Source organism: Streptomyces sp. 1331.2 (assembly GCF_900199205.1).
Classification (GTDB): Bacteria; Actinomycetota; Actinomycetes; order Streptomycetales; family Streptomycetaceae; genus Kitasatospora.
Map to the genome: position 1 here is coordinate 65,579 of NZ_OBMJ01000003.1, position 13,288 is coordinate 78,866.

Annotated in this window: 15 protein-coding genes and 1 pseudogene; 8 read left to right on the forward strand and 8 right to left on the reverse strand. The window is 72.7% G+C overall.

Annotated elements, in window-relative coordinates; all coding sequences use genetic code 11:
- Positions 1-192 precede the first annotated feature (192 nt).
- The gene (gene thpR, locus CRP52_RS35395; RefSeq protein WP_097240948.1) at positions 193-774 is read right to left on the reverse strand and encodes an RNA 2',3'-cyclic phosphodiesterase; all 582 of its coding nucleotides are present in this window, start codon (positions 772-774) and stop codon (positions 193-195) included.
- A 378-nt stretch (positions 775-1,152) separates the two neighbouring features.
- Here thpR and CRP52_RS35400 point away from each other — a divergent pair, with 378 nt between their 5' ends.
- Together CRP52_RS35400 and CRP52_RS35405 are read left to right on the forward strand one after the other, a co-directional pair.
- Positions 1,153-1,515, forward strand: coding sequence for a hypothetical protein (locus tag CRP52_RS35400; RefSeq protein ID WP_097240949.1), 363 nt, complete (start codon positions 1,153-1,155; stop codon positions 1,513-1,515).
- Positions 1,516-1,582: 67 nt separating this feature from the next.
- On the forward strand, positions 1,583-2,743 hold the full coding sequence (locus tag CRP52_RS35405; RefSeq protein ID WP_097240950.1) for an alpha/beta hydrolase family protein: 1,161 nt from the start codon (positions 1,583-1,585) through the stop codon (positions 2,741-2,743).
- A 251-nt stretch (positions 2,744-2,994) separates the two neighbouring features.
- On the opposite strand, the gene CRP52_RS35410 is transcribed toward CRP52_RS35405, so the two are convergent.
- The 4 genes from CRP52_RS35410 to CRP52_RS35425 all read right to left on the reverse strand — a co-directional run bounded on the left by CRP52_RS35410 (position 2,995) and on the right by CRP52_RS35425 (position 5,102).
- Positions 2,995-3,231 (reverse strand): DUF6296 family protein, encoded by a 237-nt coding sequence (locus CRP52_RS35410; protein ID WP_097240951.1) that lies wholly within the window; start codon positions 3,229-3,231, stop codon positions 2,995-2,997.
- Positions 3,232-3,489: 258 nt separating this feature from the next.
- The gene (locus tag CRP52_RS35415; RefSeq protein WP_097240952.1) at positions 3,490-3,888 is read right to left on the reverse strand and encodes a DUF2267 domain-containing protein; all 399 of its coding nucleotides are present in this window, start codon (positions 3,886-3,888) and stop codon (positions 3,490-3,492) included.
- Between the two features lie 58 nt (positions 3,889-3,946).
- Entirely contained in the window at positions 3,947-4,351 is a 405-nt protein-coding gene (locus CRP52_RS35420; RefSeq protein WP_097240953.1) for a DUF2267 domain-containing protein, read from the reverse strand.
- Positions 4,352-4,667: 316 nt separating this feature from the next.
- Entirely contained in the window at positions 4,668-5,102 is a 435-nt protein-coding gene (locus CRP52_RS35425) for an Hsp20/alpha crystallin family protein (protein WP_097240954.1), read from the reverse strand.
- A 109-nt stretch (positions 5,103-5,211) separates the two neighbouring features.
- On the opposite strand from CRP52_RS35425, the gene CRP52_RS35430 reads away from it, so the two are divergent.
- The 4 genes from CRP52_RS35430 to CRP52_RS35450 all read left to right on the forward strand — a co-directional run bounded on the left by CRP52_RS35430 (position 5,212) and on the right by CRP52_RS35450 (position 9,296).
- On the forward strand, positions 5,212-5,916 hold the full coding sequence (locus tag CRP52_RS35430) for a hypothetical protein (protein ID WP_097240955.1): 705 nt from the start codon (positions 5,212-5,214) through the stop codon (positions 5,914-5,916).
- A complete protein-coding gene (locus CRP52_RS35435) occupies positions 5,891-6,139 on the forward strand; it encodes a hypothetical protein (protein WP_097240956.1) in 249 nt (82 codons plus the stop codon). Before CRP52_RS35430 ends, CRP52_RS35435 begins: the two co-directional genes overlap by 26 nt.
- A 522-nt stretch (positions 6,140-6,661) precedes the next feature.
- Positions 6,662-8,929, forward strand: coding sequence for a serine/threonine-protein kinase (locus CRP52_RS35445; protein ID WP_097240958.1), 2,268 nt, complete (start codon positions 6,662-6,664; stop codon positions 8,927-8,929).
- A 16-nt stretch (positions 8,930-8,945) separates the two neighbouring features.
- Positions 8,946-9,296: a neprosin family prolyl endopeptidase gene (locus tag CRP52_RS35450; RefSeq protein WP_179853146.1), complete on the forward strand. Its 351-nt coding sequence runs from the start codon at positions 8,946-8,948 to the stop codon at positions 9,294-9,296.
- A gap of 122 nt (positions 9,297-9,418) precedes the next feature.
- On the opposite strand, the gene CRP52_RS35455 is transcribed toward CRP52_RS35450, so the two are convergent.
- From CRP52_RS35455 to CRP52_RS35465, 3 genes are all read right to left on the reverse strand, one after another.
- Positions 9,419-9,805, reverse strand: a complete 387-nt coding sequence (locus CRP52_RS35455) for a bleomycin resistance protein (RefSeq protein ID WP_143685919.1) — start codon at positions 9,803-9,805, stop codon at positions 9,419-9,421.
- Positions 9,806-9,951: 146 nt separating this feature from the next.
- Positions 9,952-10,311 (reverse strand): DoxX family protein, encoded by a 360-nt coding sequence (locus CRP52_RS35460; RefSeq protein WP_097240961.1) that lies wholly within the window; start codon positions 10,309-10,311, stop codon positions 9,952-9,954.
- 45 nt (positions 10,312-10,356) lie between these two features.
- Positions 10,357-10,851: a cupin domain-containing protein gene (locus CRP52_RS35465; RefSeq protein WP_179853147.1), complete on the reverse strand. Its 495-nt coding sequence runs from the start codon at positions 10,849-10,851 to the stop codon at positions 10,357-10,359.
- Positions 10,852-10,932: 81 nt separating this feature from the next.
- On the opposite strand from CRP52_RS35465, the gene CRP52_RS35470 reads away from it, so the two are divergent.
- Positions 10,933-11,784 carry a LysR family transcriptional regulator gene (locus tag CRP52_RS35470; protein WP_257033220.1) on the forward strand — a complete coding sequence of 284 codons (852 nt, stop codon included), beginning with the start codon at positions 10,933-10,935 and terminating at the stop codon, positions 11,782-11,784.
- 204 nt (positions 11,785-11,988) lie between these two features.
- A pseudogene (locus CRP52_RS35475) lies at positions 11,989-13,085 on the forward strand (MerR family transcriptional regulator).
- Positions 13,086-13,288: the final 203 nt, after the last annotated feature.

Genomic DNA, 13,288 nt, shown 5'->3' on the forward strand with positions numbered 1-13,288 from the left:
CACAGTGCGTCGCGGGCCGGCCTGTCGACCGGTTTTCCCCACCCGACCGGATTGATCAGGTCCGGACTGACCTCGATCCCGGGGATCCCGGCCAGGTGGGAGCGGTTGTCCCGAACCGACATCCCGCGCGCATACAGGGACAGAGCTTGTTCCAGAAGACGCCCTGGCAGCGGAGAGCGAGACTCGCGCCGATCAGGTCGTGGCGAATCGCCACGCCTCGATGTCGCGGTAGCGGATCGGCCCGGGGCCGCGACCGAAGTTGCTGCCGACCAGGTGGAGACGCTCGGTCCGCCACGGGCGGCCCACGAACCCGGTGAGCCCGGCCGCAGCCTGCGGCACGCTGGTGGAATCGTCGCGACGGGATCGCGCGAGAGTCAGATGGGGCCGCAGCACGCGGTCGCCGAACTCGATCCCGCAGGACCTGACCTGCTCCCGGACGTCGGCGGCGAGCAGGTGCAGTCCCTCCAGGTCTCCGTCGATCCCGCTCCACAGCAGTCGCTCGTCGAAGTGGCCGCCCCCGCGCAGGCGCAGCTGCAGGGCGGGGTGCGACGCCGCCCGGCCGGCCAGCACCGACCGGAGCAACGGCACTGCCGTGGAGGGCAGTTCACCGAGGAAGGCCAGGGTGATGTGCCAGTCCTCGATCCGGTTCCACCGCAGCCGCGGGTACCTGGCGTAAGCGGGCTGCAGGAAGCGGGCCAACTCGTCCTTGGCGTCGTCGGGCGGAGCCAGGGCCACGAAGACACGGAGGGTCGAAGGTTCGGGGGGAACGTCCACCAAGGATTTCTAGCACCCTGCGCATGCCCCGGCGGAGGCGGGGCTGCGAGCAACGGCCGAGGTCGCTCGAAGATTGCTCGCAGATCGCCGCTTCACGGCGCTCGAACCCGATGGACAGCCCCGCAGCCCCCGAGCCCTGGTCGGCCGGCGCTCCGCGGACCCAGCCGATCCTGAACGCCGGCCGAGTGGCCAGGGGCAGCTCGGCTTCCGTGGATCAGCGGACTCGGCGGCCCGGCAGGACGATCCGGCAGCGGTGGCGAGCGGGTGGGGCCTTCCACTCGATGGGCCGCAGGGGTGGTCGCGTGGTGTCGAGGCCGCACACCCGGCCGACCGGGTGGTAATCCGTGGATCCCCTGGCACTGCGGCGGAGGTTCGAACGTGGCGGAGATCGTGACCGAGGCGGGCCGACTGACGGTGCGCCTGACGACGTGGGAGCGGGTCGAGGCGCTGCACGGCGACATCGCCGTGCCGTTGGCCGCCGTCCGCTCGGTGTCGGTGGAGGACCAGCCGCTGACCGCGGCGCACGGCATGCGCGCGCCGGGGACCAGCGTTCCGGGCGTCGTGAAGGCCGGGACCTGGCGGAGTTCCGCCGAGGGACGACAGTTCGTCCTGGCGAAGCGGGGTCTGCGGGCCGTACGCATCGAACTTGCCGAGGGCGAGGCCGAATTCGACGTGCTCCTGGTGGCCGTGCCGGACCCGGAGGCCGTGGCCGCGCAGGTCCGGGCGGCTGCGGCGCTGTGAGCGCGGGCTCCCGCTGTCGACCGCAGGCTCTCGATCTCAGGACTGAACCGATCTCAGGAGTGAAGCCATGTGCCCGTCCACACCCTCGAACCGCCCGACCGTCCGGATGGCCTCCGCGCTCGCCCTGCTCGCCGCGCTGGGCCTGACCACCGCCTGCGGTTCCGGCGGCAAGGCCGAGTCCGCCCCGGCCGCCGGCCACGCCGCCTTGCTGGTCGAGTCGGCCCCGGCGACCGCCTCGGCGTCCCCGTCCTCCTCCGGATCGCCCACGGCCCCGGGTGACCACCAGGTGTCCTTCGTCGTCAACGGCACCACCACCTACGGCACCCTGCACATCCCGCAGAGCTCCGGCAGCACCAAGGTGCCGGCCGCACTGCTGCTGCCCGGCAGCGGGCCCACGGACCGCGACGGCAACCAGCCCCCGCAGCTGATGCCCGACACCCTCGCCGACATCGCCCAGCTCATGGGCGACGACGGCATCATGACCCTGCGGTACGACAAGTACGGCACCGGACAGACCGGTCTCGGCGTCCACGCGAGCGACCCGGGCAGCCTCGACCTGAATTCCTTCGTCCAACAGGCCACTGCCGCCTACCAGTTCCTCGCGGGCCAGCCCGGTGCCGACCCGCAGAAGCTCCTCATCGCCGGCCACAGCGAGGGCGCCCTGATCGCCCTGGAGGTCGAGCGGAACGCCAAGCCCGCCCCCGCCGGTCTGGCGCTCCTGGAGCCCCAGGACGAGCGCCTGCTCGACCTCGTCACCCTTCAGGTGGACCAGCAGGTGGACGCCGCCGTCTCCGCCGGACAGCTCGGCCCCGCCGAGGCCTCCACCGTCAAGACCGCCGTCACCAGCGGGGTGACGAGCATCCGCGCCGGCAGCCCCGCCGACACCACGGACCTGCCCGGGCCGATCGCGACGGTGTTCCAGAGCCTCAACGCCAACCTGGCCTTCGCCCGCACCGACGATGCGGTGTACCCGCCGGACGTCGCGGCCAAGGTGCCGTCCGGCACCAAGGTCATGGTGACCTGCGGCACCGCCGACACCCAGGTGCCCTGCTCGACCACCGACCCCCTCGTCAACGCCCTCAAGTCGGCCGGCACCGGCGGACCCGGCCTGGTCACCCTCCCCGACGTCACCCACCTCCTCCAGCCGGCCGGCTCGCCCGCCACCACCGACACCCTCGCCCCGGCGGCCCAGCAGGCCATCCACACCTTCGATCAACTCTGGCATTGAACGGCCCACAGCACATGCGGTGCTGCCCGGCGCTCGTGCTGGCTGAGGGGAGGCAGGCGGGGCAGCACGAGCGGACCGGGCTCTCACCGCACGTGCCGCGGAAGAGACGCAAGGCGAAGAGCCGGCGACGCAGTGCTGATTCCCTGACCGGCCTTCCCGCCTCTTCTCAACAGCGGACGGGAACCCGCCCGAACAGACCGCAGGCGGCTGGGAAGACACGAGCCTTTCTCGATGGGTGCCTGGTACGCGTTCTACCCGGGCAGTGGCACGGCGTGAAGGCAGGGGTGGTGGCCGGGCCCCGGGAGCGCGGTGAGCGGCCTCGCCGCCTCCCCTTCGATCGCCACCCGGAAGGTGCCCGTCTCATCCGCGTACACCGGCACCCCGGCAGCGGTGAACTCGCCGGTGGGGTGGACGACGAGGACCTCGGGTGGCCCGTGCCGGCCGGGGGTTCCGGGCAGGGTGACGGCGTAGCGCCGGGGTCTGTCCATCGGTCGCCTCACCTCATCCGGTGCGTGGTTCGGTGCCGGCCAGGGCGGCGTGGTGATCCGCAGCAGTGGCGCGGGGACACCGGTGTCCTTGAAGCGTGTGCCGTGACGGGGGGGACATGGGGGCTCCCTTCCGGCCGGGGAAAGGGTGTTTGTAGACGGGTCTGCCAAGAGGCCGGTGGCCTCCGTTCACCAGGCGGCGCGGCCGAAGGCGAAGGCCCGGCCCGGCGTTGGTCGCGCGTACGCGGGCCGGATCCCGCTTCAGGCGACGGCGGCCAGGTCCGCGCGGCCGAACAGCAGGGCGTAGCCGCGGGGCAGGTGGGCGAGGAGGCGGTCGGTGAGGTGGTCGTCGGTGAGGGTGGTGAGGGCGGCCAGGACGGAGGAGGCGTCCCAGCGGGCGGCGGTGAGGCTGGTGCCCAGGGTGTGGGCGAGGCCTTCGACGAAGGCGGGGGCGGTGACGGGGTGGGGCAGGGGGATCTGGGCGGCGAAGACGGCCCGGGCCCGTTCGGGCAGGACTGCGGCGAGGTCGCAGCGTTCGTCGCCGGTGAGCTGGGAGCCGAGGAGGGCCAGGACGGCCTCCAGGACGCGTTCGGCTTCCTCGTCGCTGGGGTAGCGGCCGCTGCTGCGGACCTGCTGGAGGAGGTGGCGGTAGCGGGTCATGACCGTGGGGCCTTCCAGGGGCTGGCCGCCGGCGGGTCAGCGGCGGCGTGCGGGGTGGTCAGGGTCGTGTCCCTGCGGTCGGGCGTCCGAACAGCAGGTCGTAGCCGGGCGGCAGTTGGAGCAGGATGCGCCCGGTGAGGTCGTCGCCGGCGGCGTCGGCCACCGTGGACAGGACGGCGCCGATGTCCCACACGGCGGTGGTCTCGGTGGCGCCCTCTATCCAGGCCGCGGTGGCGCGCACGAACCGTTCGGGATCGAGCGGTTCGGCTGCCTGCAGGGGGTTGAGCAGGATCAGGGCCATGGTCTCCGGCAGGCGGGCGGCCAGTTCGGCGCGCACGTCGCCGACCAGGTGGGCGCCGAGCAGGGCCAGGACGACCCGGGCCGCGCGTTCGGCCTCCTGCGGGGTGTCGTACTCACCGCGTTCCCGGACCTCCTCCAGGAACGCCTCCCATCGAAGAGTCACTGCGGGTCCTCCTTGTGGGTGAGGAGCGGACCGGGCCCGGGCGTCGCCTGAGCGGTGCGGTCAGAGGGCCGGCCGGGGCCAGGCAGGCGCCAAGGCCCGTGAGGCTCGTAAGGCCGGGGAGGCGGAGGAGCCTGGCGGCGGGGTGGGCGGCCCGTGCAGGACCAGGCGCGCGCCGGTGCACGATGAAGGTTCCGGCCGTTCATGGCGTTTCCCGGTCGCCATGGCCGGCCGGGGGCCGGCAGTCGGGGGTGTTGCGGCCGCCCCTTCGATCGAGGGGGGAGAGATCGGGGCGGCCGCAACGGCATCGGCGAGCGGGTCAGGCCTGGATCTGCTTGCGGTCGCCACTGTGGCTGATCGCGACCTTGCGGGGCTTGGCCTTCTCGGCGACCGGGATCTTCAGGGTCAGCACGCCCGCGTCGTAGTCGGCGGTGATCCCGGCGGGGTCGAGGGTGTCGGAGAGCATGACCTGGCGCGAGAACACGCCGAGCGGGCGCTCGGACAGCTCCCACTTCACGTCCTCGCCCTGGTGGCGCGGCCTGCGCTCGGCCTTGACCGTCACCATGTTCCGCTCGACGTCGATGTCGATCGCCTCCGGGTCCACCCCCGGCAGGTCGAAGCAGATCACGTACTCCTCGCCGGCGCGGTAGGCGTCCAGCGGCATCGGAGCCGGACGCGACCAGGTCCCCGTGTTGCCCAGGAACTGCTGGGTCAGACGGTCCAGCTCGCGGAACGGGTCAGTGCGCAGCAGCATCGCGAAACACCTCCATGGATCGAATGGGTGCCAGTGCGCTTCACCTGACACCTTTCTAGCGCGTCATCCATCCGATGACAAGTCCGCGTGTCGCCTATAGAGTGACTGCATGAGTGAGAAGCCCCGCAGACCCGCTGACGGTCCCCGGCCGGCCTGGCCCGCCTCGTTCCTGGCGGCCGCGGCGGCGCTGGCCGCCATCGACGACGCCGTCCGCACCGCCCGGAACCCCGCGTCCCAGCCCTCGACCGCCCCCGATGCGCAGGAAGGCCCCGACGCGCAGGAAGGCCCCGAGCAGGCCCTGGCCGCCCTGGTGCTGCTCCGCGAGCTGCGCACCGAGCTCGCCGGCTGGGAAGCCGGCCTGGTGGAGACCGCGCGGGAAGCCGGCGCCACCTGGGCCGACCTCGCCCACCCCATGGGCGTCGCCAGTCGCCAGGCCGCCGAGAACCGCTACCTGCGCCTCAAGCCCGCCGCCGGCAGCACACGGCAGGCCGGCACCGGCGCCGAACGTGTCAAGGCCGTCCGCGACCGCCGGGCCGCCGACCGAACGGTCTCCGCCTGGGCCCGCGACAACGCCGCCGAGCTGCGGATCCTCGCCGCCCGGATCACCACGACCACGCTCGCCCCCGGCGCCCGCTCCGCCCAGGCCGCCCTGACCGCCGCCCTCGGGGCCACCGACCCCGCCGACCTCATAGCGCCCCTGGCCGCCATCCGCCCCCACCTCGGCACCGGCCACGGCGACCTCGCCACCCGCCTCGACGCCCTCACCCATCACACCGCCCAGCTCCGCGATGACAGCAACCGACGCCGCGCCTGACCCCGTCGCCGCCGCCGAGAAGCGCTGGCAGGACCTCCTGGACCGGATCCACGACCTCGAAGCCCGAGTCGCCGCCACCACGAGCACCGTCAACGCCGCCCTCGACACCCACCTCGCCCGGCTCGACGCCCTTCGCCACCAGCTCACCCGGCCCACCTGGCCGCTGCCCGCCCCCGATCCGGGCAGCTCCCGGGCCACACCGCCGGACAACCGGTCGGCCTGACAGGGCCGGGAGCCAGCGCGCGGCGGCCCGCCAGGCCGGCGCGTCCGGCCTCGGCACGTGCGGCGGGGCCGCGACGGGTCGGCCCCGGTCACGGCCCCGCGGATCACGGCCCCGTGCACCCTCCCGACTCGGCTGCCCAACGGGTGGTGGGCCGAGTCCAGGGGGCGAGCGACCAACCTCTGCCGTCGGGGCGGCAGTTGAGCGCCGCGTTGGCCGTGTCGACCGTGTCGGCTGCGTGGGTGCCGGTGGTGAAGTTGACGTTCGGGGTGTTCGGCAGGATGGCCGTGCAGTGTCGGCCGGCCTATGGAGCGGACGATATGCCCGTCGGATCGGACGGCCGCCGGGCCACCCTCACACGACATCCGCCGGGTACCCGTCCCACCCGCAGGTTCGGCCTCGGCACGGTCGAGCAGCGGGTGGACCTGCGGTTATCGAGGGCTGCCGTCGGTTCGTGAACGGGTGCCCCACTAAGCTGGGCCGGTCGGCCAGGTGGCCGATCATGCCGGGGGGAGGGGTCGGGACGTGACCTTGCTGGAGAACGATCCGCGAGAGATCGGCGGGTACCTCCTGGAGGGCAGGCTCGGCGCGGGCGGGATGGGTGTGGTGTACCGCGCCCGGTCGGTGTCCGGGCGTCAGGTGGCGGTGAAGGTGATCCGGCCCGAGCTGGCCGCGGACGCCGAGTTCCGGGCCCGGTTCCGGCAGGAGGTCGCGGCCGCGCGCAAGGTCAGCGGGGCGTTCACCGCGCCCGTGCTCGACGCGGACGCCGACGCGCCGGCGCCCTGGCTGGTGACGCTCTTCATCGCCGGTCCCTCGCTGGGAGAACGGGTCTCCGGCCAGGGCCCGTTGACCCCGCCCGAAGTTCGCAGGCTGGCCGCCGGGCTGGCCGAGGCGCTGCGGGAGATCCATCGCGCCGGGCTCGTGCACCGCGACCTCAAGCCCGGCAACGTGCTGCTCGCCGAGGACGGCCCGCGCGTCATCGACTTCGGCATCGCCAAGGCGGCCGGCGAGACCCAGCTGACCAGCACCGGAGTGGCCGTCGGCACCCCGCCGTTCATGGCGCCCGAGCAGTTCCGCAGTGGTACGGCGACGGCGGCCACGGACGTGTTCGCGCTGGGCTCGGTGCTCGCCTTCGCGGCCACCGGGTACGGGCCGTTCGGCGCGGACTCCTCGCATGCGGTGGGGTTCCGGGTGGTGTACGAGGAGCCGGACCTGACCGGGCTCGCGGCGGAGCTGCGTCCGCTGGTGGCCGCCTGCCTGGCCAAGGATCCGGAGCAACGGCCCACGGTTGAGCGGTTGTTGGGGCTTGCTGCGCAGGGTGAGCGGGATCGGACGGTTCGGTTTCGGACGGGGCCGGTGACGCCGACGGCGGCGGCCCCGGCGGCGGCCGGTCCGGTGGCGGCCGGTCCGGTGGCGCCCACGCCTACGGCCCCGGCGGCTCTGCTCGCGGCGGTGGCTCCTCCGGCTCCGGTGATCGCGACGCCGACCGTGGCGCCGACCGCGACGCCGGCCACTGCGCCCGCCGAGGCCGCAGCGCCGACGGGCCCGGTCCCACCGGTCGTCCCCTCGTACATGGCGGCCCCCTCCACCCGCCCGTCCCTCGCCGACGCCGACACGCGCCCTCGCAGGCGCAAGGGTGTGCTGATCGGCTCAGCGCTGTCCACGGTGGTCGTCGCGACGGCGGGCACCCTGGGTTTCCTCGCCTGGCAGGACCGCGCCCCGGACAAGCCGGCGCACGGCCAGAACCCCGGCCCGTCCTCCTCGGTGACGGCGACGACCGCCGCCTCCGCCTGCGGCCCCGACGGCAAGCAGGCGGTCGGCGCGGACGGGCTGCAGGTGGCCCTCGTCAAGCAGTGGCAGGCGGATTACGCCAAGGAGTGCCCGGGCGCCGGGATCACTTTCAACGGCCCCGCGAGCGGCACCGTGATGGACCAGTACGCGACCTTCAAGTCCGACGGCGTCGCCCTGGACTCCCCCATGACGGCCGATCAGCGGTCCGTCGTCGGCCGCCACTGCCCCACCGGCTACGCCTCCCAGATCCCGGTCACCGTGCTGCCGATCGCCGTGGTCTACAACGCGCCCGGGCTCAAGGGGCTGGAGTTCGACGCCCCCACGCTCGCCAAGATCTTCACCGGCAAGATCACCAAGTGGAACGACCCGGCGATCAAGGCGCTCAACTCGATCTGGAACCTGCCGGACACGCCGATCGACGTGCGGATCCCGAGCAACGAGTCGGCGTCCACCGCCATCTTCACCCAGTACCTCGCCAAGGCGGCGCCCGCCGACTTCCCGTACCAGCCGGGCCGGGCGTGGCCCGACAAGTCGCGGCCCGCGTCCGGCACGAACGCGTCCGACCTCCCCGCGTACGTCGCCGGGGGCCAGTGGTCGATGTCCTTCGTGCCGCTCCCGGACGCCGGCGCCCTCCAGAAGGCCAAGGTGAGGACCGGCGGCTCCGAGGCGGTGGAACTCACCCCCCACTCCGCAAGCATGATGGCCGCCGGGGGCTCGGTGCAGGGCACGGGCACCAACCTGACGGTCACGATCGACTACGCGAGGCCCGCCTCGGGCAGCTACCCCATCGTCGACGTCGGCTACATCGGCTTCTGCGACCACGGCGGGGCCGACCGCGCCTTCGCCGGCACCGCCGTCCTGACCAACTTCCTGGCCCACGGGCTGAGTGCGCCGGGCCAGGCGGCCGGCGAGAACCTCATGTACGGCCCGCTGCCGGATGCCCTGACGAAGCGCGTGCTGGACTCCCTGGCCCCCCTGCGGGTGAAGCCCGGTAGCCAGTAGGGCCGAGGACGGCCTGGTGGTGGGTTTCGACGACAATCCGATCGGCTGTTTTCCGCTGTCATGGTTCAACAACGGGCCGCTGACCACCGGAGCCACCCGGGCCAAATTCGGCGGCGAGGTCGGATCGAGCCTCACCTTCTGGCCCTCAATGGGTTCAGGACAACACGCCTCGGCGGGCTTCGGCCAAGCCGCGTACCAGCGGGCGGCGGCGGTCAATCCGCTGGGCGGCGGCGCCGTGTACGCGACTCTGGCGGAGGCGGGATCGGTCACCGGATCGTGCTACTCGGTCCAGATCACCAACAACTCGTCGTCGTTCGACTGGGGCACCTACCTGTTTTTCGGCGGTCCGGGCGGCAGCCCCTGCTGACACCACCGATCGAGCTCAGGGTGGCCGAGGCGGCCGGTCCCCGCAGGCCATCTCGGTCAGTGGTCGGTGGGCGTCAGCCGCCCACACCACGAAGGTGGCGGTCGGCGGGTCGGGATCGCTTCTCAGCGCGATCGGTACGGGCTGCCGATCCGCAGCAGGTTGCCGCTGCGGTCGACCAGCCCGAACTCCCGCATCCCGTAGGCGGTATCGGTGGGCGGCGTCAGCCGGCTGCCGGTTGCCCGGTCGCTGGGCACGCCGAGCAGCGCCCAGTCGCCGTACAGCGCGTCCGCGTCGCGGACTTGCAGGTAGCAGCTGCCGGCCGTGGCCAGCGGGTCCACTCCGGGGTCGTGACGGAAGTGCAGTTCGATCGTGCCCCGGACGACGATCAGGTAGCCGTCCTCTCCGTCCCACCGCCCGCGCGGCTCGAAGCCCAGAGGGGAGTAGAACTCCAAGGTCTCGTCCAGATCCCGGCTCGGCAGGATCGGTACCGCGTACTCGAACTCGTCCACGGCGCCCACCCTAGGGCCTCGCACCGACACGGGCCGATCGGCCTGGTCGACCGGGAGATCGCCACGATCCCGCCAACTCGCCTCGCGCGAGAGTGATCTGTCGGCACCTCACAGCGTGGCATCCGTCGGTCGAGGGCTGTGCTCGGTCACAGCCTGGTGGCCAGAAAGACGGTTGCCGCCGCGGTGGCGGTGAGCCCGAGGTTGAGTGCGATCCGGCGGTCTTCGCCGGTCAGGTGGACGGCGATCGCGCCGGCCTGGAGGAGGACGAAGCCGGCGGCCGCGGCCGCCGCCAGCGGGGGCGCGATGCCGGTCAGCGGCGGCAGGATCAGACCGGCCGCGCCGAGCAGTTCGACCGTGCCCAGGGCTCTGAGGGCGGGCAGGGGTATGCGGTCGACCCAGGCCATCATCGGTCGGAGTCGGTCGCGGCTGCGGGTCAGCTTCAGCGTGCCCGCGTAGAGGTAGAAGAGGGCGAGCGGCCCCGCGACGATCCAGTAGGCGAGGTTCATGGTTCCCGTTCATGGGTCAGCGGTTCACACCAACCGTCGACTGCTTCAGGCGAGGTCGGTGGCGGGCACGGTGGCGTAGCGGCTCATCGCGTCGATGTTGGCCTGGGGCGTGAGCGGCCGGCCGCCGGCGAGGGTTTCCTGGAGGTCCCGGAAGTACTGCACGTACAGGTCGGGGGTGAAGGTGCTGAGCATGACGGCGGGTTGGTCGGTCGGGTTGGCGAAGGTGTGCGGGGTGCCGGGCGGAACCATCACGAGCGTGCCCGCGGGGGCGTCGTGGTCCTCGTCCCCGACGGTGAACCGCACGGTCCCGGAGAGGATGTAGAAGCCCTCGTCGTGCTGGGTGTGGCGGTGCTGCGGCGGTCCCTGGGTGTGCGGGGCGAGGACGGACTCGGCGATCGCGAGGCGGTGTCCGGTGCGGCTGCCGTCCTCCAGGACGCGCATGCGCGTGGTGCCCAGGACGATCGTCTCGCCCTCGCCGGGGCGCACCACCGAGACGGCGGGGCGGGCCTGCGGCGCGTCGGCTGCTGCTTCTTCGGTCATGGTCACCAGTGCACTCCCGAGGGTCCACCGGTGTCCAAGACCCGTCCCGCGGCGCCGATACCCGGTGGGTATCGTTGCAGCGTGGAGCTACGGACCCTGCGCTACTTCGTGGCTGTCGCCGAGGAACTCCACTTCGGCCGCGCCGCCACCCGACTGCACATCAGCCAGCCGCCGCTGAGCCGGGCGATCAAGCGCTTGGAGGCCGATGTCGGGGCCCTGCTGTTCGCCCGCTCGCCCACCGGCGTCACGCTCACCCCGGTGGGCGCGGTGCTGCTCGACGAGGCGCGGGCCCTGCTCGACCACGCCGACCGCGTCCGTGCACGCATGAGCTCGGCGGCCGGCGCCGCGACCATCACCGTCGGCATCCTGGGCGACGGCACCGACCCGGGAGTATCCAGGCTGGCCGCCGCCTACCGCCGGGCCCACCCCGGCATCGACATCCGCATCCGCGACACCGATCTGACCGACCCGACCTGCGGGCTGCACGCCGGACTGGTCGACGTCGCCCTGACCCGGGCGCCGTTCGACGAGACCGCCCTGACGGTGCGTGTGCTGCGAACCGATCCGGTCGGCGTGGTCCTGCGTGCCGACGATCCGCTGGCCCGCCGTGACCGGCTGCGGCTGGCCGAGCTGGGCGACCGCCGGTGGTTCCGGTTCCCGCCGGGCACCGACCCCCTCTGGCAGGCGTACTGGAACGGCGGCACGCCGCGCGAGGGCCCGGTGGTGCGCGCTGTCCAGGAGTGCCTGCACGCCGTGCTGTGGAACGGCACGGTCGGCCTCGCCCCGCTCGGGCACGAGCTGCCCCCGGAGTTGGCGGTCGTACCGCTGACCGACATGGCGCCCAGCCGCGTGGTGGCGGTGTGGAACGAAGGCGACGCGAACCCGCTGATCCGGTCCTTCATCGAGATCGCGACAGCCGCCTACCGGCACTGAGCGCGGCAACCGGTCCTGCCAGCACTGCCGGTGCTGCCGGTGCTGCCGGTGCTCGGCGGTGTCGAGGCGATGCGGCTCCTGCGGAGTGCGTGGAGGGTCGCCGGTCCTCAACGAAGCTTCCACAACCGTCTGGTCCGGAGTGAGGCTCTTGACCCTCACGTGGCGTCAGGCTGCATAGTCGGTGCCGTGGATGATCACTGGACCGTGGGACGCGTGGCCGAGCTCGCCGACGTGAGCGTCCGCACGCTGCATCACTATGACGAGATCGGGCTCGTCCGACCGTCTGCGCGGACCGTGGCCGGGTACCGGGCCTACTCGGCGGGCGATGTGGAGCGGCTGCGGGAGGTGTTGGCCTATCGGCGGTTGGGTTTCGGGCTGCGGGAAGTAGCGGAACTGGTCGACGACCCGTCCACCGACGCGGTCGCGCACCTGCGCCGACTGCGTGGCCTGCAGCTGGAGCGGCGTGATCGTGCTGACGCCATGGTGGCGGCCATCGACAGGGAACTTGAGGCACGAGCGAAGGGACTGAAGGTGACACCGGAGGAGCAACTGGAGATGCTCGGTGCACGGCTGTACGACGCGATCGGCGGCGCCTACCTCGCGACACGGCGTACCGATCCGCGCATCGCCGCGCAGATCTGGGACGCGCTCGGGGACGCGCAGACGGTGCTGAACGTCGGGGCCGGCACCGGCTCCTACGAGCCTGTTGATCGCGACGTGACCGCGGTGGAGCCATCGGCGGTCATGCGAGGGCAGCGGCCTGCCGGCTCGGCGCCGTGCGTGGCCGCCGCCGCGGAGAGCCTGCCGTTCGAGGATCACTCCTTCGACGTCGCGATGGCCGTCTCCACCGTTCACCACTGGGGGACCCGATAGCGGGGCTGCGCGAGATGCGGCGCGTGGCCCGCCGTGTGCTGGTGCTCACGTTCGACACTGACGAGCCCGGGTGGCAGGACCGGTTCTGGCTCACCCGCGACTACCTGCCCGAGTTCGCCGCCGTTCTCACAGGATTTCCCTCGCTTGCCGGGATGGCCGACGCGATCGGCGCCCGCGCTGAGCCGGTGCCGATCCCGTGGGACTGCGCTGACGGCCTGTTCGAGGCTTATTGGCGCCGCCCGGGGGCGTATCTGGAGGATCCCGTGCGCCGTGCGACGTCGGTGTGGACGAGAGTCGGGCCGGAGGCCGAGCAGCGGGCGGTACGAAGCCTTGGCGACGACCTCGAATCCGGCCGGTGGGCCGAGCGCAACAGCCACCTCGCCGACCTCGACGCGACAGATCTCGGCCTCCGCCTGCTCATAGCTTGAACCGCGTGCCAGCGTCAGTGTCATGGCGGCTCCTGGACGGCCCGCCGGCCACGAGAACACGCTTGCGTTCGTTGCTCGCTCCTCCGGCCGGACCCGGCCCAGCGCGGCCGGGTCCGGCCGGAGGAGCTCCGCGACAACCCCGTTTCCCGCATCGGGGACGCAGGCGGGCACCGACGTGCCGTCGACGATGCGCCCGGCATCTG